Origin of the sequence: Glutamicibacter sp. PAEs-4, from assembly GCF_051161755.1 — a bacterium.
Lineage (GTDB): Bacteria > Actinomycetota > Actinomycetes > Actinomycetales > Micrococcaceae > Glutamicibacter > Glutamicibacter nicotianae.
Genome location: NZ_CP195017.1, coordinates 2,754,183 through 2,774,436, shown reverse-complemented (window position 1 = coordinate 2,774,436; position 20,254 = coordinate 2,754,183). Strand labels below are relative to the sequence as shown.

Sequence of the window (20,254 nt, the reverse complement as noted above, 5' to 3'; positions counted from 1 at the left end):
TGGAGGCATGACTAGTTCTCTGCAGACCCCCTCCACGGGCGCCAAGTGGGCTGTAGTCGCACGGATCTACATTCCTGCACTGTGGCTCGGGCTGATTATCGGCATCTCGTTCATTGAGGCGCCACTTAAATTCACCGCACCCGGGATTACCATTCCCTTGGGTTTGGGCATTGGCCGCCGGGTCTTTTTCGCCATGAACATGGTCGAGATCCTGTTCTTCATCGCCCTGCTGGCCGGTTCGCTCAAGCGTGGTACCGGCAAGGCATGGAGTTGGGGCATAGGGCTGGTCGGACTGATGCTGCTGCTTAAAACCGCAGCGATCCGCCCTGGACTTTCGGCGCGTACCGATGCGGTACTTGCTGGAAACTCCGATGGCGGATCGCTATGGCACTATGCCTATATAGGCGTCGAGCTCTGCTTGACCCTCGCCCTGATTGCGCTGCTGGTGATGGCAGCAAAGCGCTGGATCGGAATTACTGGGCGATAGCCAGCTGGCAGGCCTCGGCGGTAATCATCACCGAATCCAGCCGGGCCTGCTCCTCGGTGGGGTAATGGATGGTGATGAGCTCATCCGCCTGCGCTGCCGAAGCGAAGTGGCGCAAGTACTCAGCTACCTGCTCCCCGGTGCCCACTGCCGTGTAGCGCATCATGTCCAGGATCTGCTGCGCCTGCGGAGTATCCATGAGCATATCGATCTCCGCTTCGGTGAACTCCTTCTTCGCCGAGCGTCCGATGAAGCTGGCGACCCGATGGCGCTGGGCAACTTCCAGCAGTTCATGCGCGCGCTCGGCAGTTTCCGCAGCCAGTACGCCTACTCCGGCAATGACATACGGTTCAGCCAGCTGCTCTGATGGGGTGAATTCGTCGCGGTAGATGCGGATTGCCTCATGCAGCGCCGCAGGTGCGAAATGCGAAGCGAAGGAATATGGAAGGCCCAGCTGGGCTGCGAGCTTTGCGCCGAAAAGCGAGGATCCCAAAATGTACAGCGGGACGTTGGTCCCTGCACCCGGGGTTGCCGCCACGGTGGGAACCCGGGAATCGCCAGCCAGGTAAGCCTGCAGTTCCAGCACGTCATGCGGGAAGGAATCTGCAGCCGAGGGATCACGGCGCAAGGCGCGCAAGGTGGTCATGTCGGTTCCCGGGGCGCGGCCCAAGCCCAGGTCGATGCGGTCGCCGTAGATTTCGGCCAGCGTGCCGAACTGCTCGGCGATCACCAGCGGGGAGTGGTTCGGCAGCATGATGCCGCCCGAGCCCAGCCGGATGGTTTCGGTGTGGTGGGCAATGTGGCTGATCAGCAGCGAGGTCGCGCTGGAAGCGATGGTGGGCATATTGTGATGTTCCGCGTACCAGACGCGTTCATACCCATGGCGTTCTGCGGTTTGCGCCAGTCGGACGGAGGACTTGAAAGAATCGGAAATCGTTGACCCGGGTGCAACCGGTGCCAGATCCAGAATAGAAAGCTTCACATCCGGTACAACCGCCGATAGCTAGGAAGTATTCCTGCAATTACTGCCGCAGACGCAGGAAACGGCTACCCGCTGTGCGGATAGCCGTTTCCTGGGCTAAGTCTGGCGTAAGTGCCAAAGCCCTGCTTTAGAGAGCGCGAATGTCTGCAGCCTGCAGACCCTTTGGACCCTCAACGACTTCGAACTCCACCTTCTGGCCCTCGTCCAGGGTGCGGAAGCCCTGGGTCTGGATTGCGGAGAAATGTGCGAAGACGTCTGGATCGCCGCTGTCTGGAGCGATGAAGCCGAAGCCCTTTTCAGCGTTGAACCACTTGACGATTCCGGTTGCCATATTCTTATTTGGTCCTTTCAGACGTTTCTCGCCGTTTAGCTGGCGAGCTTGGTTGTAATCTACGCACCGTTCGGCATCCGGGAAGGATGACGAATGATGCGAAGCAGCCAAGTCATTCACTTCACGTCTAGAAGGGGCTCGCGTCAACCGAGGTGGTAAGACATTCACAAACTTCTAACGGGTACTTCGCGAATTACTTTGGAACTACATTGCCTAGCCTACGTGTTTGCTGGCGACAAATGAACAACTTTGAACCAATTAATCAAAAATTTGGGTAACTGGTTCGCCGAGTTCATCGAAATGCCGGTTTGATAACGCGGAACACCACTGCGGCGGCGATCAGCGACAAGACGGCGGCAATGCCTGAGGTGAGCACCACGCCGTGGTCGAAGGCCAGCGCGGCGGCGTCCAGCAGGGCTTGCGCGTCGGCAGGCTGCAGCGAAGCGGCCACCTGATGTGCACCACCCAATGTCTCACCTGCCAGCTGCGCCTGGGTGTCGGTGAGCGAGCCTGGAACCAGCAGCCGAGAGGTATAGACGGTATTCAAGATGGTTCCCAGTACCGCGACACCCAGCACCGATCCCACCTCGTAGGCGGTTTCCGAGATGGCCGAGGCCGCGCCGGCCTTGGAGGCTGGAACCGCGGCGAGCACCATGTCATTGGACAAGGTCTCGGTCATGCCGATGCCCGTGCCCAGGACAGCGAATGCGGCCAGCAGCAGGAAGGTGTTGGAGCCTTCTCCTGCCATGATCACCATGAGGTAGGCGACCGCGGAGAGGATCAGGCCAATGGCCATGACATTCGGCGTGCCGAAACGGCGGGACAGTGCCACCGAGAGCAATCCGAAGCCCATGGTCAGCACCAGGCCGGGTGTCATCCAGAGCCCGGCCTGGAGCGGGGAGAACCCTGCAATGAGCTGCAGATGCTGGGAGACGAAGTAGATGAAGCCCACCAGCGAGAAGATGCCGATCAGGTTGACCATCAGCGCGCCCGAGAACAGCGCGTTGCTGAATAGGCGGACATCGAGCATCGGCTGCTGGGACTTGAGCTGGCGGCGCACGAAAGCAACGCCGCACACAATGGCGAGGACGATGGCCGCGGCTGAGAAGTACCACGGCGCGCTGACCGCGGTCTTGATCGCGTAAACGAAAGGCAGCAGGGTGAAGACGACCAGCAGGATCGAGAATGGATCCACACGGCCAGGGTTCGGGTCCTTGGATTCGGGAACAAGGATCATGCCGCCGATCAGCAGGGGAAGCAGCATTGGCACGGCCATCAGGAAGACCGAGCCCCACCAGAAGTGCTCCAGCAGCACGCCGCCGACAATTGGGCCCAGCACTGCGCCGCCGGAGAATGCAGCCGCCCAGACCGCAATGGCGGTGCGGCGTTCAACATCATCCGGGAAGATGTTTCGGATCAGCGACAGCGTGGCCGGCATCAGCATGGCGCCGAAGATGCCCAGCAGGGCGCGGGCTGCGACCAGCTGTGTGGCGTCCGTGGCGAAGGCTGCCAGTGCCGAGACCAGCGCGAAGCCGGTAGCGCCGATCAGCAGCAGCTTGCGCCGGCCGATGCGGTCGCCCAGCGAACCCATCGGCACCAGCAATCCGGCCAGGATCAGCGGGTAGATGTCGATGATCCACAGCAGCTGGTTTCCGGTTGGGGACAGCGCTTCGGTGATTGCCGGCACCGCGAAGGAAAGCACGGTGTTGTCGACGGAAATCAGCAGGACGGGGAACAGCAGGACAACCAGCGCCGCCCAACGGCGCGGCTTGCTGAGCATGAGTGCGCGTTCGGAGATATTCGAGGTCATGACGTTCGCCCTTGGGTAGGAAGTGGAATGCGCGGTTCTCTGCCGCAATTAATAACTGTACCGTCTAGACGGTATAGTTACAATTGTTGGTAAAGTCAGATCGATCACGAACTATGCCCTGGAAAAGGAGAACTATGGCTCGCCCACCCGCTGCCCGCGGCAAAGTGCTTGACGCCTACATCGCACTATTGTGCGAAGAAGGGGAGCGGGCTGCCACGCTGGACGCCACGGCCGCACGCGCTGGAGTCTCCAAGGGAGGGCTGCTGTACCACTTCGCCTCCAAGGAAGCCTTGGCCGACGCAGTCATCGAAGCCGCGGAGGAGCATGTTGCCCGGGATGCAGAGTCGATGCGCACCGCGGCGGAGGGCGCGTCGGTTTATTACGTGCGCACCAGCGCGGAAGTCGATACCGAACTGGACCGGCATCTGGTGGCCCTGCAGCGCCTGGCCCAGGCCGGGGTCAAGGCGGCGACGGAGAAAATCGAGAGCACCAATGAGCGGTGGTACCGGTGCATTCTGGATGAAGTCGGCAGCAAGGACATCGCGCATCTGGTGATGCTTGCCGGCGAGGGGCTCTACGCAAACCTCGCCCTGCCCGGGACTTGGTACGAGCGCAATTTTGATGGTGAGCTCGATCGCTTACTAGAGTTGGTTTCGAAAATAAAAAAGTTGGGAAACCTCAACGAATAGCGAGCAGGTAGAAAACAATGAAGAACCAGAGCGTTGCTTCTCCAATCAGAGGACGAGTTGGAGCGCTGCTTGGCATCCTGCTGCTGGCGCTCTCGCTCCGCGCCGCAGTGGTCTCCGTATCCCCACTGCTCTCCCGCATTGAGTCGGACATCGAATTCACGGAGTTCACCACCGGCCTGCTGGCCATGCTCGCACCCATTGCGTTCGCGGTCTTCGGGTTGCTCACCCCGCGGCTGATCAAGGCGTTCGGTCTGGAAAAAACCCTGATGATCTCGCTGGCATTGGCAGTCATCGGCCAGGTCGCCCGGGTCTTCATGCCCGAGGTCTACTCCTTCCTCGCCCTGTCGATCATCACCTTGGCCGGCTACGGCATGGGCAACGTGGTGCTGCCGCCATTGGTCAAGAAGTACTTCCCGGACCGCATCGGCATGGTCACCAGCGGCTATGTCACGATGCTGGCCGTCGGCACCTGGATGGCCCCGCAGTTCTCTGTCCCGCTGGCCAACCTCAGCGACTGGAAGGTGTCCATCGGCTCCTGGGCCGCCCTGTCTGGCATCGTCCTGGTGCCCTGGCTGGTGCAGCTCGTCGCCGACCGCGGGACGCAACGCCCGGATAACCCGGTGCACCCCAGCGGGATCGCGCAGCCGATCGCCAAGATCAACCCCTGGAAGTCCAAGGTGGCATGGGGCCTGGCAATTTTCCTGGCCGGAAACTCGGCACAGACCTACGTCTACTTCACCTGGCTTCCGCCGTACCTGCAGGACCGCGGCCTGGACGAACTGGCCGCCGGCAACATGCTCGCGCTCTTCGCCATCCTCGGCCTGCCGGTCAGCCTCCTGGTCCCGCTCTGGGTGCCACGCCTGAAGCACCCGATCATTGCAGTGCTGGTCTTCACCGCCTGCTGGATCTCCGGGCACCTGGGCATCTACCTGTCGCCAACGCAGAACACCGCGCTGTGGATCTGCCTGGCCGGGCTCGGGCAGGGCACCTTTGCCGTCGCCTTGCTGATGATGAATCTGCGCTCGCGCACCACCTACGGCTCGGGAGTGCTCTCCGGTTTCGCCCAGGGCCTGGGCTATGCAGGCGCTGCGGTGGTTCCGATGCTCTTCGGCGTGGTGCAGAAGGCCACCGATTCGTGGGGAGCCGCCTTCTCCATGCTGGGCGGCTGCGTCGTGGTGATGCTGATCGGTGCGATCATCATCAACCCTCCGCGCACCATCGAAGACGATTCGCCAGGCACCGAAGAGCTGGGCAAGCTCGAGCGCATCGACTAGTAGTGGCGCTGGGGGCCATCGTTGCTCCCAGGCGCGGGATGGGATCGATGCCAATGGCCCGCGGCCAACGGCACCGACCAGCTGAAGCGGATGGACGCGACGCGGATGGCAAACGCCAAGGTGGCAATGCCCGCACCGACGGGAACGTTCATCACACCCAGATGCCATGCCACGGCGGTAAGCGCCGCACCCACCATTGCGGCCAGCGCATAGATGTCGCGCGGGTTGAACAAATCCGGGGTCACATTGGAGATGACATCGCGCATCAAGCCGCCGCCCACGCTGGTGATGACACCGAGCAGGACCGCGGTGACCGGATTGAAGTCGTTTTCAAGGGCCTTGAGCGTACCGGTGACGCAGAATAGGCCCAATCCTGCCGCATCGAAGAGCTGGACCAGCCGGTGCAGCTTCTGCACCGCGGGGGTAAATGCATAAACGCAAAGGGCAGCGAGCACCGGAGGCACAAAGTAGACCGGGTGCTCGAACGTCGCTGGTGATTGATTGAGAATCAAATCCCGCACCACTCCGCCGCCCAAGCCGCAGACTCCGCCGAGGAAGGCCGAGCCGAGCAGGTCGAAGCCGCGGCGCGCAGCCATCAAGGAACCCGCGACGGCGAAGAAGAAGATGCCAATGAGTTCGATCAGGATGTACATTCCGGAGTCTTTTGCAGGTCAATCAGGGGGACAAGGCTCAATTATTGCTCACCGGAGATCTCAGCCAAGAATCTTTGCGACCTTGACCAGGGTGTTGTGGTTCCGGGTCGTCACCAGCCGGTGCTTCGCCTGGGCGTCCATGAGCTTCCCGATGGGATTCGTGGTGCTCTGCCCCTTGCGGACAATCCATGCCACGGCACGGTCCTGGATCAGATGGGTTGCGGGCTCAGCCAGGTCCTGGATGGCAGCGCCCAACGCCTGGGCATCCGCAGCTGATTCGCAGAGCGTGAAATACCCGTGGTGCTCGCTGGCCGGTTCAGGCAGGGGCAGCGGGAAAGGCTGGGACAGCCGCTGGACCTCCTTGACGGTGCAGACAATCGTGGGAATCGGTCGCTGGTAGTGCTCGGCCAGGACCGCATCGCATTTTTCCTTGACGGCCAGCGGGTCATCGGTGCGTGCGCTGAGCACGGCATTGCCACTGGCCAATAGTGTTTTCACGTCGGTGAAACCAGCATCTTCTAGCAGATGGACCAGGTCTTTCATCAGGACTTTGACCCCGCCGACGTTCACACCACGCAGGAAAACTGCATATCTCGTCATGGATCAATCCAAGCGCACCGAATTGATGCTTGTCGAGGGTCGTGATGAATCGCAAAGATCGCTAGGATCAAGAATATGCCTACGCACTTGCCCTTTGGATCCTGGCCATCATCGATTTCCGCGCATGACGTTGCAGCAGGAACCAAGCCACTGGGCGGTGCCTGCTTCTACGGGGACAAGCTGATTGTCCAAGAAGGCCGTCCCGCCGAGGGCGGGCGCATCACCCTTATGGAATACGGCACCGACGGCACGCCCGGCGCAGAACTCATCCAGACCCCGTACAACGTGCGCTCCCGAGTCCACGAATACGGCGGCGCCAGCTGGATGCTCATTGAAGGCAGCACGCCGGCCATTGTCTTCGTGAACTTCGCTGACCAGCGGGTGTACTCCCAAGCCGCAGGCACGCACAACCCGACGGCACTGACTCCGGCTAGCGGCAACGGCGCAGATCCGCAGCTGAGATTCGCAGAATTCACCGAAGGCCCGGAAGATTCCATCCTGGCCATCATGGAAGACCTGCGAGCAGAACCGGTACGCCATATCGTGCAAATCCCGCTGGACGGCAGCGCCGCCGAGGACCTGGACAAGATCCGCGTGCTCAGCGCCCCGGCACGATTTGTCGCAGCGCCTCGGATGAATCCAGCTGGAACGCGGTTGTCCTGGATCAGCTGGGAACACCCGAATATGCCGTGGGACTCCACCGAACTGCACCTGGCCGATTTCGCTGGCGAAGGCGAACTCAAGGACACTGTCATTGCTGGTGGAGCAGATATCTCGGTTATGCAGCCAGAGTGGCTTGATGATGACCAGTTGGCCTTCATCTCCGATGCCAGCGGCTGGTGGAACCCTTACCTCTACCAGGACAGCTCGGCGCGCATCACCCGGCTGGTTGACCGTCCCGCAGAATTCGCTGGCCCGCTCTGGCAGGTAGGTACCGGGTGGTACCTGGCAGAAAGCGCCCGCACCATGCTCTGCTCCTACGGCACCGGCACCACCAGACTGGCACGTCTGCACGCGGATACCGGTGGACTGGAGGACTTCGACCTGCCGTTTACCCGCATCCGCCCCTTCGCTGTGCGTGAGGGCTGGCTGCTCGCCGGCACGTCATCGATGACTCAGGGTGAAGAAATCACCTTGATCAACCTCGACACCTTGGAGCATCACGCGGTGACCCGTGCGATCGCCCAGCTGCCGGATCCGGCGATGCTTCCAGCCGTCGAGGAATTCGAGTGCAAGAACCTCGCGGGACAATCCGTCCATGCCTTGCTCTACCGGCCATCCCAGGAAGGCTATGCAGGAATGGAGGGCGAATTGCCGCCATTCGTCACCTTCGTGCACGGCGGGCCGACCAGCCAGGCTTCGCCGACGCTCAGCGCCACGGTGGCCTACTACACCTCGCGCGGAATCGGCGTCGTTGACGTGAACTATGGCGGCTCCACCGGCTACGGCCGTGAATACCGCAACCGCCTGCGCGGTGCCTGGGGCGTGGTCGATGTGTCCGATACTGTCGCCGTGGTCAATGCGCTGGTGGCGCAGGGTATCGCCGACCCCGCACGCATCGGCATCGAAGGCGGCAGCGCTGGCGGGTGGACCGTGCTGTGCGCACTGACCTTCTCGGATGCCTTCACCGCAGGCATCAGCCGCTATGGCGTTTCGGATCTGGTGGGCCTGGTGCAGGACACCCACGACTTCGAATCGCAGTACATGTTCTCGCTGGTGGGACCGTACCCGGAAGCCGCTGAACTGTATGAGAAACGCGCGCCAATCAACCACGTGTCCAAGATTTCCTGCCCGGTACTGCTGCTGCAGGGCGATGAAGACAAGGTGGTGCCGCCGGCGCAGTCGCAGGTGGTGGCTGACGCGCTCGCCGAACGCGGCATCGACCATGCCTACATCCTCTTTGAAGGGGAACAGCACGGTTTCAGGAAGTCGGAGAACATCATCAAGGCGTTGGAAAGCTCCCTGGCTTTCTACGCGCAGATCTTCGGATTCACCACCGACGTTCCGGCGATAGAGCTGTCCTAGAACAGATCAGCATCTGGCGCTGGGGCCTGCCAGGAATCCCGCAAGCGGTCCATTTCGCGGCGGTCTTTCTTGGTGGGCCGGCCGGCGCCACGCTCGCGAATCGGTACCTGGGGAATGACCAGGCGCTCGCGGGGCGGGGTGTGGTCGATGTAGCACTTGGCGGCAACGGGCGCGCCAACACGCTTAGAGATCAGCCCGCTGACTTCCAGATCGCGGTCGAAACCGTCTTTGCGCACACGGATGCGATCACCGGAAACCACAGCTTGAGAAGCCTTTACCGGGTCGCCGTTCAAGCGGACGTGCCCGGCGCGGCAGGCGGTGGTCGCAGCCGAACGGGTCTTGTAGATGCGCACCGCCCACAGCCATGCATCGAGACGTACTTTGCCGCTTGTTGGAATTTCGACCATGAGAAAAGTCTAGATCAGCCGATACTTGGTGCGGCCAACGGCGACTAGTTGGAAATTGTCGCTTCGTCGCAAATCTCGACCAGGCGCTGCTGCAGGGCTTCAGGTGCCTGGTCTCCGGAGTTCGCCAGCTCTTGGAGCACATCAACCAATTCCTGTGGCAGGCCGCCGCCTTGAACTGATTTCACGATGGATGAGAGGACGCGAAGTTCGCTTGCGTCGATCGTGCCGTCCTGGACGGGAGCGCAGGCCTGGCGCACGATTTCCTTGGACGCTGCATCAGTCAGCTGGTTGGCTGCATCGGCCGCAGTGTCCTCGACAAATGCGCATCCGCTGCTCAAAAGCGCCATGCTTGAAATAGCAATTAGCGCCGCTGACTTTCGAACTTTCACAATCCCCATAACAACAAATCATAGCTACGGAGATTGAGTTTCTGCTGAATGCCAACCGAGTCGATCATCAGAAGATCGGACCGCATGATGCACAATGGATCGGTGACTAGCGAGCAGAAGAACACCGCAAAAGACAGCGCGACCGGGCAGCACATCATTGCTCAACTGGCCAGGGAACTTTCCAGCGAATCCGCTGTGGCACCATGGCAGATCAAGGCAGCGATCGAGCTCTTGGACTCCGGATCAACGGTTCCCTTTATTGCCCGCTACCGCAAGGAAGTCACAGGGATGCTCAGCGATAGCCAGCTGCGTTTGCTCGAAGAACGTCTGCGGTACCTGCGCGAGCTGGAGGACCGCCGAGCGGCTGTCCTTGAAGCCATTGCCGAATCCGGAAAGCTGACAGACCAGCTGGCCCAGGCCATTCGTGCGGCCGGCACCAAGGCGGAGCTCGAAGACCTTTACCTGCCATTCAAGTCAAAGCGCCGCACCAAAGCCCAGATTGCCCGCGAAGCCGGATTGGAACCCCTGGCTGATCTGCTGCTCTCTGATCCATCGACGGATCCGGGGCAGGCAGCTGCCGGCTACCTTAACCCGGAGGCAGGTTTTGCCACCGATGCCGATGTGCTGTCTGGCGCGCGTTCCATCGTGACCGAGCGGGTATCCCAAGACGTTGTTCTCGCTGGGGAATTGCGCGAACGCCTGTGGAAGACGGGAAAAATTGGTGCCAGCGTCGCCGCCGGCGCGACCGCAGAAGGACAGGGAAAGTACTCCGATTACCTGGACTACGTGGCAGATCTTGATCGCTTGCCCTCGCACCGGGTCCTTGCCCTGTTGCGCGGCGAACGTGAAGGGGTGCTGAATCTGCAGCTTGCCGAAGCTGACCCACGGGATGAACAGGCTTTGGCCGACGCCCGCGGCAATTATGAGAACGCCATTGCCGCGTACCTGGGGCTGAACGTTCCCAGCGATGCACCTGCCGCCAAATGGATTGCGCAAACCGTGCGGTTGGCGTGGAAGGCCCGCCTGCTGACCCGTTTCGAATCCGACCTGCGTTCGCGATTGTTCGAAGCCGCCGAAGATGAATCGGTGAAGATCTTCGCGGCGAACCTGCGCGACGTCTTGCTGGCTGCGCCGGCTGGCAACAAGGCTGTGTTGGGCTTGGACCCAGGCCTGCGCACCGGTGTGAAGGTTGCCGTGGTGGACCTGACCGGCAAATCGGTGGAAACCGAGACGATCTATCCGCACGCACCAGCCAATAAGTGGAATGAATCCATCGCAGTGCTGGCTAATCTGGCAAAGAAGCACGGCACGACGCTGATTGCGGTGGGCAATGGCACGGCCGGGCGTGAAACGGACCGACTGGCGGCTGAAGTCATCAAGGCGCTGGGCGGCGAGGGCATCAGCAAGGTCATCGTTTCGGAAGCTGGCGCTTCCGTGTACTCGGCCTCGGAACTGGCCAGCCAGGAACTGCCGGATATGGACGTGTCACTGCGTGGTGCGGTATCGATTGCCCGCCGCTTGCAGGACCCGCTGGCCGAGCTGGTGAAGATTGATCCGAAGTCCATCGGCGTGGGGCAATACCAGCATGATGTCACTGCCTCGAAGCTGGACCGCGCACTGGACGCGGTGGTCGAGGACTGCGTGAATGCCGTGGGTGTCGATGTGAATACAGCATCTCCGTCGCTGCTGGCCCGTGTGGCCGGCGTGGGACCGCTGCTCAGCCGCAACATCGTGGATCACCGCAACGCAAACGGACCGTTCGCCACCCGCAAGGATTTGCTGAAAGTACCGCGTCTGGGAGCCAAGGCTTTCGAGCAGTGCGCGGGATTCCTGCGCATCACCGGAGGCGAGGAGAAGCTTGACGCTTCCTCGGTGCACCCTGAAGCCTACGCGTTGGCCAAGACCCTGCAGGCCAGCGCCGAGGCCCAGGGCCGCCGGCTTGAGGAGCTGAACCCGCAGGACTTCGCCACTGAGCAGTTTGGCGAGCCAACCATTCGCGACGTGATCGCCGAGCTGCGGCGGCCTGCCCGTGACCCGCGCGGTGAGTTCGTGACGGCTACGCTGAAGGAAGGCGTGGAGACCATCAAGGACGTCAAGCCGGGGATGATCATGGAAGGCACAGTCTCCAATGTTGCGGCTTTCGGTGCGTTCGTGGATCTCGGTGTCCATCAGGACGGCCTGATTCACGTCTCAGCAATGAGCAACAAGTTCATTTCGGATCCTCGCGAGGTCGTCAGCTCCGGCCAGATTGTAAAGGTCAAGGTGCTGGACGTGGACATTGCGCGCAAGCGCATCTCGCTGACCCTGCGCCTGGACGATGAACTGCCCGCGGCCGGGGAAACAGCCAAGGGCTCCGGACCGCGCGAGCGGAAGGGGCAGGGAACCGGTGGTTCTGCACGCACTGGCCAGCACCGGAACGGGCAGAACCGAAATGCCCGTTCCGCCCAGGGCAAACCTGCTGCGCCGGGCAACACCGCGATGGCTGAGGCACTGCGTCGGGCAGGGTTGGGCAAGTAGATTGCGAGCGGTTCGGTTGGCCTAACCTAGGTTAGTATCGGCTATGTTAACTTGATCCCAACTTGGGATGATTCCCTAATTCAGGTTGGACTAAGTGAGTCCAAACTTCGGTGACAAGGCCCTTGTGCAGGGTTATTCTGGAGGCATGGAACTTACAGGAAAACTGGCAGAAGCCTTCAGCACCCAGGTAACTCTCGAACTAACCGCAGCCACGGTTTACCGTCAGCTGGCAGTTGAAATGGACGTTTTGAGCCTCCCAGGCATTGCTAGCTGGTTCCGCGCCCAGGCTGGCGAGGAAATCGTGCACGCGGAAAAGTTCATGACCCACATGACCGACCGTTCGGCCCACCCGAAGATTGGCGAGCAGCCTGCACCGACCGTCAACGTGAACAGTGTTGCCGACGCGTTCGCTGCCTCGTTGGCGCACGAGCAGAAGGTCTCCGAAGCAATCCGCGAGCTGTACCGCTTGGCACAGACCGAGGGAGACATCGACTCCATGCCGCTGCTGCACTGGTTCATCGACGAGCAGGTGGAAGAGGAAGCCACCGTTAGTGAAATCCTGGACCGCGTCAAGATGATCGGCAACGACGGAAGCGGCCTGCTGCGACTGGACGCAGAACTCGGTTCGCGCTCTTCCGCATCCTAAGAGACTGCGAAGCACGCATCTTCTAAATATGGAATAAACTTAGGGAAGCAACCGGTGGTTGCTTCCCTAAGTTTTTCAGTTGAGGTGGTCGTGAACCAGGTGGGCTTTCCACATCAGTCGGCGCGGACGTCGTCCGTTGCCAATACCCACCGGACGACTGCCTCGCTCAAGCTGCGCAAGGGCGCCGGCCGCCACTATGTAGTGCAAAGCCATCTGGAGCAAGGCACCGAGCTGGTGCTGATCGAGGTCAAAGGCTCGTGGGCGCACGTTCTCGTGCACCATACGTATGGCTGGTTGCCGAATATCTATCTTGAACCGATTCCAGCGGTATTCGACGAGCCGGCAGTTGCAGAAGACGACGACGAACTGGCCGAGCCGGTTCTTTCACGTTATTCATTGATCGAAGCCACCCATGTGACGACAGCTACGTTGAATCTGCGCAAGGGCAGCGGCACAGGTTATCCGGTACTCAAGGTCATTGACCAGGGTTCCAAGGTCCGGTCGATGCTCCAGCAGGGACTATGGTCCCAAGTGCAGTGCGGCAAATTGCTCGGCTGGGTTCCAAGCATGTACTTGCAGGAGATTCCATCGCGTCCAGCCAAAGGCGGATTGATTGCCGTTCCCAACCAGCGTGCGCTGACCACCATTGGCTTGAACGCGCGTCGCGGTCCTGGCGATCACTATTCGTTGGCGCGAATCCTGCCTGCAGATACTGCAGTTGTCATCGTGGCCCGTCAGGGCGCGTGGCGGAGGATCGACCGTGACGGCGAAGAAATGTGGATCCCTGCCAGCCAACTACGTACCGTATATTAGCGGGCCGGAAGCATTACCTAGGCGATTTGCAGGTCTGCCGAGGACACCAATCCGGTTTCTGTGGCGATGACCGCAAGCTGGACCCTATTGGTCACCTCAAGTTCCTCCATGATGCGAGCCAAGTGGAGCTTGACCGATCCTTCGGAGATATGCGCGATGCGCGCAATCTGCGAATTCGTCATCCCGGCAGCTACCAGGCGCGTTAGGCTGCGATCACGTTCGCTGAGATTGATTATGGCAGCTTGCTGCGTTGCTCGGCGCACAGTGCGCGTTGGCGGCTCCCAGCCATCCTCGGGTTCAGCGAAAAGCTGGTATCCAGCGGTGAGCATACGCAAGGCGCTAGGTAATTCCGAGCTGATGGAGCTTTTTGAAAGCAGTGCTGCGCTGCCGGCATCGTAGGCCTTGAAGATCTCGTCCCTCCGGTATCGGGTAGCCAACACGACAATCTTGGTAGTTGGCGTCTTTTCCGAAATTTCGCGGATCGAACTGAGCAAATCTGTCCCGTTCAGTGATGATTCCAGGATGACAATGTCTGGCTTCAATTCGGATGCCGCTTGGACTGCTTCGGTCATGGAGTCCGAAACGTGCTCGATCTGCATGTCATCAGCTTCAGACAAGACGCCAGCAATTCCGGCCCTTGAAAAATGGTCACTATCGGCCAAGTGAATACGCATTTGCTCCATACAAGAATCCTCAGTTCTGAAAACCGTCGCTATCCTGACCGGCTTAATCAACTCATCCAGACGTGACGTGAGCTAGCCGATGAAGCCCAGTCTATGGTCAACTGGCCTAATTCGTTAGCTTGACAGGTAGCATTATAAGGCTATTGTCACATTGTTACTTTCCTGTTCAGGTAAATGTTCAGGTCAGAATCTGAAAGTAGATTATTTACTCTAATGGCATGAACTTAAATTACTAGTCAGTATTACCTGCTGGTCATTGATTTTGGCCGCCTGGCTAAGAAGTTTGACCTGAGTATGCAAAGAAATGGCTGAAAGCAACCTGTGGGCCGTGGTTTTTCAACCGTAGAGTCAAATACGGAGATCGTGCACCTGTGCGTTCTCCGCGCTCGGCACCTAATTACGGTGGGCACCGGTTTCAACGTCCGGTGTCCAATAGCTGACGCACTTGAGAAGGCTACAACCATCGGAAGGTAACGGGACAGATTACTGTGAAGAATCAAGAAAACCCGGCACTAAGTCGAAAGAAGGGGGCGGGCACTGTGGCCCTCGGCACGACTGCAGCAGTTGTGTTTGGCTCATTGCTCTGCGCTCCTCAAGCAATTGCAGACACCGTAGAGACCGACGCGGTCTCCGCAGCACATGGACATGGCATTTTTGTTGAAGGCTTGGGTCTGGATGTAGTTGGGAGCGCTAAGGCGGACTCCGATTTCCCAGACAACATTGGTGCAAACGGCAACGACCTCAACGTTGCGCTGCTTGAAGCACTCAATCTAAACTTAGGTTCGTTGAACATCCCTCTTATTAAGGGATCGGCCGAAGAACCAGGCCTTCTTCAGTTGGGTAACCTCGGAGCGTTGTCTAGCTACGCGATTTCGGAATCCGAAACCACCTCCACCGCTTCTGCCGGTATTCTGGGTGACAACGGGGCCTTGAACGTCGACGGAGATCCAGGTAATGGTACTGATCCGTCGAAGGTCAACCTTACTGATCTGCTGTCACAGGTTCTGACACCAGAACTCGTAAACGACGTGCTGAACGAAGCTTCTATCACCATTGGTGCACTCGGCTCGACCGCTTCCGAGAATGCTGGTGCAGTCACTTCCGAGTACGCAGTTGCCGATCTCCAGGTAGACATCAGCAGCCCCCTCGTTGGCGGCCTCGCTACTGAAGTTAACAGCGCAGTAGAAGCCGCGATCGGTCCCGTAACGAGTCTCTTGGACTCGGGTGGCGCAATTGAGACTCTAGTAAGTGGCGTCGTCGATGGCATTGGCAACTTGCCGCTTGTAAATGCAGAGCTCAATGGCCTTTCGATTAATACCGAGCCGTTGCTCACGTCAATTCGCACACAGCTGCTGGCAAGCCCAGTTGAAAACACTGACGGCAGTGTTTCTGTAAACCTTGCCAATGGAACTGTTCATGTGGATCTGGCGCAGCTGATCGTTGACTCCACTGGATCAACCGATCTAAACTCGCTGCCGGCAAACACTTCCGTCCTATCGGGTGATGTAGTCAACTTGATCGTTGACGGTGTGCAGGATGCATTGATCGGCGACGGCCCAAACTCGTTGGTCACCAAGGCAGTAAACCTTGTCAACGACGGTATTTACGACCTTGAACTTAATGTCGAAATTCAGGCTGACATTAGCCTTCCAAATCCGGTTCCAACTCTTCCGGATATCCAACTGGTTAATGCTCCGGTTTCTGTAAACGGCACTTTGGGCGGCTTCATGGGTCAACCTGAACATGCAGAGCCGATTGTCGACACAAGTGAAATCAACGTCGCTGGTATCCCAGCAGGCACAGTCCTGCAGCCTATTGTTGAACTGCTGACCGGTCTTGTATCTGATATCGGTAGCGAACTTGAGCCGGTAATCAACGCTTCGCTGGCGCAGGTAGGACCAACCTTATCGACCACTCTAGGAACCGTGATTACTCCGTTGCTCGACGAGGCACTGGATCCAGTGCTGTCACAGCTCGTTGCCATTACAATCAACGAGCAGCCAACCGTGGGTGATCTAGGTGCGGATAGCTTCACCGTTCGCGCGCTGGCACTTGATGTTTTGCCTGGTACTGCAAACCTAGGCGTTGACCTCGGTTCTTCGAGCATTAAGGCACTGGACGAGGCTCCTGCGGCCGAGGCGGTAAATATTCTGACTCCGACCGAAGGCGAAGAACTTCCTGTTGGCCCCGTTGACGTGACTGGTACCGGTGAGCCTGGTACCGAAGTAACTGTCTCGATCCCGGGACAGGATGATCAGGTGACCACTGTTGGCGAAGACGGTACTTGGACTGTTACGTTCCCTGACGTGCCAGCTGGTGACCACACCGCTACTGCAACGGACGAGAACGGTTCCACCGATGTAGTGAACTTCGTAGTTGTTGAAGAGGCAGCTGCCGATGCGACTGCTGACGCTACTGCCGATGCAACTGCTGATTCGACCGCTGACGCGACTGCCGATGCAACTGCTGATTCGACCGCTGACGCGACTGCCGATGCAACTGCTGACGCGACTGCCGATGCAACTGCTGACGCGACTGCCGATGCAACTGCTGATTCGACCGCTGATTCGACCGCTGACGCAACTGCTGATTCGACCGCTGACGCAACTGCTGATTCGACCGCTGACGCAACTGCTGATTCGACCGCTGACGCAACTGCTGATTCGACCGCTGACGCTACTGCCGATGCAACTGCTGATTCGACCGCTGATGCAACTGCTGATTCGACCGCTGACGCTACTGCCGATGCAACTGCTGATTCGACCGCTGATGCAACTGCTGATTCGACCGCTGACGCTACTGCTGATGCAACTGCTGATTCGACCGCTGACGCTACTGCCGATGCAACTGCTGATTCGACCGCTGATGCAACTGCTGATTCGACCGCTGACGCTACTGCTGATGCAACTGCTGATTCGACCGCTGACGCAACTGCTGATTCGACCGCTGACGCAACTGCCGACGCAGAGGCTGACGCGACTGCTGATTCGACCGCTGACGCAACTGCTGATTCGACCGCTGACGCAACTGCTGATGCAACTGCTGATTCGACCGCTGACGCAACTGCTGATGCAACTGCTGATTCGACCGCTGACGCAACTGCTGATGCAACTGCTGATTCGACCGCTGACGCAACTGCTGATTCGACCGCTGACGCAACTGCCGACGCAGAGGCTGACGCGACTGCTGATTCGACCGCTGACGCTACTGCCGATGCAACTGCTGATTCGACCGCTGACGCAACTGCCGACGCAGAGGCTGACGCGACTGCTGATTCGACCGCTGACGCAACTGCCGATGCAACTGCTGATTCGACCGCTGACGCAACTGCCGATGCAACTGCTGATTCGACCGCTGACGCAACTGCCGATGCAACTGCTGATTCGACCGCTGACGCAACTGCCGATGCAACTGCTGATTCGACCGCTGACGCAACTGCCGACGCAGAGGCTGACGCGACTGCTGATTCGACCGCTGACGCAACTGCCGATGCAACTGCTGACGCGACTGCTGACGCTGATGCTGACGCTGAAGCTGACGCGACTGCTGACGCTGATGCTGACGCTGACGCGACCGCTAACGCTGAAGCTGACGCAGCATCCGCGGGCGATTCTGCATCGAATGGATCTGACGAAGACTCCAGCTCCAACGGTCAGAACGATGGCAAGAACGATGACAAGCTGGCTGATACCGGCGCATCGGGTGTTCTCCTGGCAGGCGGTGCAGCAGTACTGCTGGCGCTGGCTGGTGCGGGCATCATGATTGCTCGTCGCAAGCGTGCCTAGTAGCTTGACCTTGTAATAAATACGGCAAGCCGGGCTGACCCGAGGGTCAGCCCGGCTTATCGTCTATTCTGTGCTTAATATGTTGGGTGCAAAACCCCAAATAGGAAATGAAATTGAAGATTGGCTACTCGTAGAATGACGATCCATTCTACGAGCGAAAATCGGATTCCCGAACGGACAGGAATGGGAAATGACGGTATCTTCTGGCACCGCCAAGAGTAGGAAATATCCGTTATGGCTTCGGCTAGTTGGATTCGTCTGTGTCTTGCTCACTGCTTGGCATATTTTTGCGACGTTCCTCTGGGTGGCTCCCGCAAATGAGATTCGCAAAATAGTTCCAGACAATGCGTTGCGCAACTACATGATGCCCATGTTTGGACAAAGCTGGTCGGTATTTGCTCCCAAACCGGTCGATGGCGACTATTCCTTCGAAGTTCGTGCCAGCATCGTGGATGATGCAGGCGAAGAACGCACCACGGCATGGATTGATCCTGTGAAGCGCGAAATGGACATGATCCATCACAATCTCTTCCCGCCGAGGGCCGCGCTAGCGGGAGACCGGCTCTCAAGCGTTTACCAGAATTCATGGCGAAAACTAAACGACAATCAGCAAGAATCAGTCGAGCTCAGTTACTTCAAAGGTGATGACTGGACTCAACGCATGACTAACCGCCTCAATAGCCAAATTACGAAGAACTCGAGCAACTCGAAAAATAGAACGGCTGATTTCCTGGTCGCAGAAAAGCAGGCAAGTGCCTACGCCACTCAAGTTGCAAAGGCGGTCTGGGGCGATGAAAAGATTACTAGAATCCAGTTCAGGGCGGGTCGCCAAGGAGTCATTCCTTTTTCGCATAGAAATGATGAAAATGCGAAACGGCCAAAGCCTGTCACCATCGAATCAGGTTGGCGTGGAATGACGGTAATGGATGGTCAAAGCCAAGAAAACTTCGCCAAGGTCTTCAACTCGTTGGAAGGGGTGAATGCAGGTAAATGAGTATAGCTTCGAAGGTTTTGACCGCGATTGCTCGCATATGGTCCGCATTCTGGCGTGAGGGTCCACCGTACTTCCTCAATGTTTGCAAGAACGTAGTTGCTACCGTAGAGGGCTGGCTGTATGACCAGAAACGCGCTCTCTATGGCATCGCTGTGGCTCGTATCCTGTTCGGGTCGGCTGCATTAGGCCTGCTGCTGACTAATTTCAACACCCGTTTCTACACCTATGGAAGCGGTGCAGCATGGTCCGGGCAACTTGAGGCACCAATTAGCTCATTTGGCGAAAGCGGCTTTTTCGATTTCTTCTTCTCGATTGCGAAGAATGATACGTCGGTGACCATCTTCTTCCTAATGATGATGATTCTGGCTGTAACCCTCATAGTTGGCTACCGCGCACGTATCTTGCTTCCAATATTCCTGTGGCTATGGATTGGGTTCATTGAAACCCCGTTCTTTGGCAGCGACCAGGGGGACAACGCGATGCGTATCGCCATGTTCCTGATGATGTTCACTGATCACTCGGCTCGATGGTCACTTGATGCACGCCGTCGTGGACGCAATGCCGAATTCAGCGGGAACGTGTTCCAAAAGCTGTGGAATGGTGCCCGCGTACTGCCAACTTCGCTGACCGCTCTCTGGCACAATCTGGCCATTATCGCTTTGGCCTGCCAGGTGTTCATGATTTATGTTTCGGGAGCCTTATACAAGTCCACCGGTGAACCGTGGCAAGAAGGCACAGCCGTCTATGGGCCGCTGCATACCATGCGCTTCGGACCATGGCCGGAGATCAGCGAACTGATAACCACGATGGGATGGACCGTTGCCATCGCGAGTATTGGATCAATCGTTCTGCAAGTCAGTTTCCCAGGGGCATTGCTTTTCCGATGGACACGTATTCCTGTGCTGTTCGCGATGGTTTCGTTCCATATTGGTATTGCCATCTTGATGGGCCTTCCGTGGTTCTCTTTGGCAATGGTTGGCGTAGATGCCATCTTCATCCGTGACGTCACCTGGAGCCGCTTAGCGAATTGGTTCAAGAAGGCAGCCAAGGATGCGCCTGCCGATGTGGCCGCTCCAGAAATGAAGACGGTTGTGGGCGATAAACGGAATGAAGAGCTGCACGAAAAAGTCAGCGTCTAGTACCCGATAAAACCGAGGGGCTGTCTCCTGAAT

At 58.7% G+C, this 20,254-nt stretch carries 18 protein-coding genes and 1 pseudogene; 11 read left to right on the top strand and 8 right to left on the bottom strand.

Going from position 1 to position 20,254, the window contains the following annotated elements; genetic code table 11:
• The first annotated feature begins 7 nt into the window (after window positions 1–7).
• On the top strand, window positions 8–487 hold the full coding sequence (locus tag ACR9WD_RS13085) for a hypothetical protein (RefSeq protein ID WP_434922184.1): 480 nt from the start codon (window positions 8–10) through the stop codon (window positions 485–487).
• Here the strand turns inward: ACR9WD_RS13085 and ACR9WD_RS13080 are convergent.
• The 3 genes from ACR9WD_RS13080 to ACR9WD_RS13070 form a co-directional block, all read right to left on the bottom strand.
• On the bottom strand, window positions 474–1,466 hold the full coding sequence (locus ACR9WD_RS13080; RefSeq protein WP_141359012.1) for an LLM class flavin-dependent oxidoreductase: 993 nt from the start codon (window positions 1,464–1,466) through the stop codon (window positions 474–476). The genes ACR9WD_RS13085 and ACR9WD_RS13080 overlap by 14 nt on opposite strands.
• A 127-nt stretch (window positions 1,467–1,593) precedes the next feature.
• Window positions 1,594–1,797, bottom strand: a complete 204-nt coding sequence (locus ACR9WD_RS13075) for a cold-shock protein (protein WP_013349999.1) — start codon at window positions 1,795–1,797, stop codon at window positions 1,594–1,596.
• A gap of 292 nt (window positions 1,798–2,089) precedes the next feature.
• The gene (locus tag ACR9WD_RS13070; RefSeq protein ID WP_038991628.1) at window positions 2,090–3,607 is read right to left on the bottom strand and encodes an MFS transporter; all 1,518 of its coding nucleotides are present in this window, start codon (window positions 3,605–3,607) and stop codon (window positions 2,090–2,092) included.
• 134 nt (window positions 3,608–3,741) lie between these two features.
• On the opposite strand from ACR9WD_RS13070, the gene ACR9WD_RS13065 reads away from it, so the two are divergent.
• Complete coding sequence (locus tag ACR9WD_RS13065) at window positions 3,742–4,296, top strand: TetR/AcrR family transcriptional regulator (RefSeq protein ID WP_038991629.1); 555 nt, start codon at window positions 3,742–3,744, stop codon at window positions 4,294–4,296.
• 17 nt (window positions 4,297–4,313) lie between these two features.
• On the top strand, window positions 4,314–5,570 hold the full coding sequence (locus ACR9WD_RS13060; RefSeq protein WP_121867269.1) for an MFS transporter: 1,257 nt from the start codon (window positions 4,314–4,316) through the stop codon (window positions 5,568–5,570).
• On the opposite strand, the gene ACR9WD_RS13055 is transcribed toward ACR9WD_RS13060, so the two are convergent.
• Window positions 5,567–6,223, bottom strand: coding sequence for a trimeric intracellular cation channel family protein (locus ACR9WD_RS13055; protein ID WP_434922183.1), 657 nt, complete (start codon window positions 6,221–6,223; stop codon window positions 5,567–5,569). The genes ACR9WD_RS13060 and ACR9WD_RS13055 overlap by 4 nt on opposite strands.
• Before the next feature lie 60 nt (window positions 6,224–6,283).
• Window positions 6,284–6,823, bottom strand: coding sequence for a DUF1697 domain-containing protein (locus ACR9WD_RS13050; protein WP_434922182.1), 540 nt, complete (start codon window positions 6,821–6,823; stop codon window positions 6,284–6,286).
• 75 nt (window positions 6,824–6,898) lie between these two features.
• On the opposite strand from ACR9WD_RS13050, the gene ACR9WD_RS13045 reads away from it, so the two are divergent.
• The gene (locus ACR9WD_RS13045; protein WP_434922181.1) at window positions 6,899–8,848 is read left to right on the top strand and encodes a prolyl oligopeptidase family serine peptidase; all 1,950 of its coding nucleotides are present in this window, start codon (window positions 6,899–6,901) and stop codon (window positions 8,846–8,848) included.
• Here the strand turns inward: ACR9WD_RS13045 and ACR9WD_RS13040 are convergent.
• Both ACR9WD_RS13040 and ACR9WD_RS13035 read right to left on the bottom strand, forming a co-directional pair.
• Window positions 8,845–9,255 (bottom strand): RNA-binding S4 domain-containing protein, encoded by a 411-nt coding sequence (locus ACR9WD_RS13040; RefSeq protein ID WP_073707916.1) that lies wholly within the window; start codon window positions 9,253–9,255, stop codon window positions 8,845–8,847. The two genes, ACR9WD_RS13045 and ACR9WD_RS13040, sit on opposite strands and share 4 nt — an antisense overlap.
• A 44-nt stretch (window positions 9,256–9,299) precedes the next feature.
• Window positions 9,300–9,602 carry a hypothetical protein gene (locus ACR9WD_RS13035; RefSeq protein WP_223308772.1) on the bottom strand — a complete coding sequence of 101 codons (303 nt, stop codon included), beginning with the start codon at window positions 9,600–9,602 and terminating at the stop codon, window positions 9,300–9,302.
• A 126-nt stretch (window positions 9,603–9,728) separates the two neighbouring features.
• Between ACR9WD_RS13035 and ACR9WD_RS13030 the strand changes: the two genes are divergently transcribed.
• The 3 genes from ACR9WD_RS13030 to ACR9WD_RS13020 all read left to right on the top strand — a co-directional run bounded on the left by ACR9WD_RS13030 (window position 9,729) and on the right by ACR9WD_RS13020 (window position 13,620).
• On the top strand, window positions 9,729–12,161 hold the full coding sequence (locus ACR9WD_RS13030; RefSeq protein ID WP_434922180.1) for a Tex family protein: 2,433 nt from the start codon (window positions 9,729–9,731) through the stop codon (window positions 12,159–12,161).
• A 145-nt stretch (window positions 12,162–12,306) separates the two neighbouring features.
• Window positions 12,307–12,807, top strand: coding sequence for a ferritin (locus tag ACR9WD_RS13025; RefSeq protein ID WP_434922179.1), 501 nt, complete (start codon window positions 12,307–12,309; stop codon window positions 12,805–12,807).
• A gap of 99 nt (window positions 12,808–12,906) precedes the next feature.
• Window positions 12,907–13,620, top strand: a complete 714-nt coding sequence (locus tag ACR9WD_RS13020; protein ID WP_143181157.1) for an SH3 domain-containing protein — start codon at window positions 12,907–12,909, stop codon at window positions 13,618–13,620.
• Window positions 13,621–13,637: 17 nt separating this feature from the next.
• On the opposite strand, the gene ACR9WD_RS13015 is transcribed toward ACR9WD_RS13020, so the two are convergent.
• Window positions 13,638–14,354: a LuxR C-terminal-related transcriptional regulator gene (locus ACR9WD_RS13015; RefSeq protein ID WP_162989339.1), complete on the bottom strand. Its 717-nt coding sequence runs from the start codon at window positions 14,352–14,354 to the stop codon at window positions 13,638–13,640.
• Window positions 14,355–14,791: 437 nt separating this feature from the next.
• Between ACR9WD_RS13015 and ACR9WD_RS13010 the strand changes: the two are divergent.
• The 4 genes and pseudogenes from ACR9WD_RS13010 to ACR9WD_RS12995 form a co-directional block, all read left to right on the top strand.
• Window positions 14,792–15,784, top strand: a pseudogene (locus tag ACR9WD_RS13010) (choice-of-anchor G family protein); the annotation flags it as partial.
• A 444-nt stretch (window positions 15,785–16,228) separates the two neighbouring features.
• Window positions 16,229–18,088 (top strand): hypothetical protein, encoded by a 1,860-nt coding sequence (locus ACR9WD_RS13005; RefSeq protein WP_434923222.1) that lies wholly within the window; start codon window positions 16,229–16,231, stop codon window positions 18,086–18,088.
• Between the two features lie 190 nt (window positions 18,089–18,278).
• Window positions 18,279–19,082, top strand: a complete 804-nt coding sequence (locus ACR9WD_RS13000; protein WP_434922178.1) for a DUF5819 family protein — start codon at window positions 18,279–18,281, stop codon at window positions 19,080–19,082.
• Window positions 19,079–20,221, top strand: coding sequence for an HTTM domain-containing protein (locus ACR9WD_RS12995; RefSeq protein WP_434922177.1), 1,143 nt, complete (start codon window positions 19,079–19,081; stop codon window positions 20,219–20,221). Before ACR9WD_RS13000 ends, ACR9WD_RS12995 begins: the two co-directional genes overlap by 4 nt.
• Window positions 20,222–20,254: the final 33 nt, after the last annotated feature.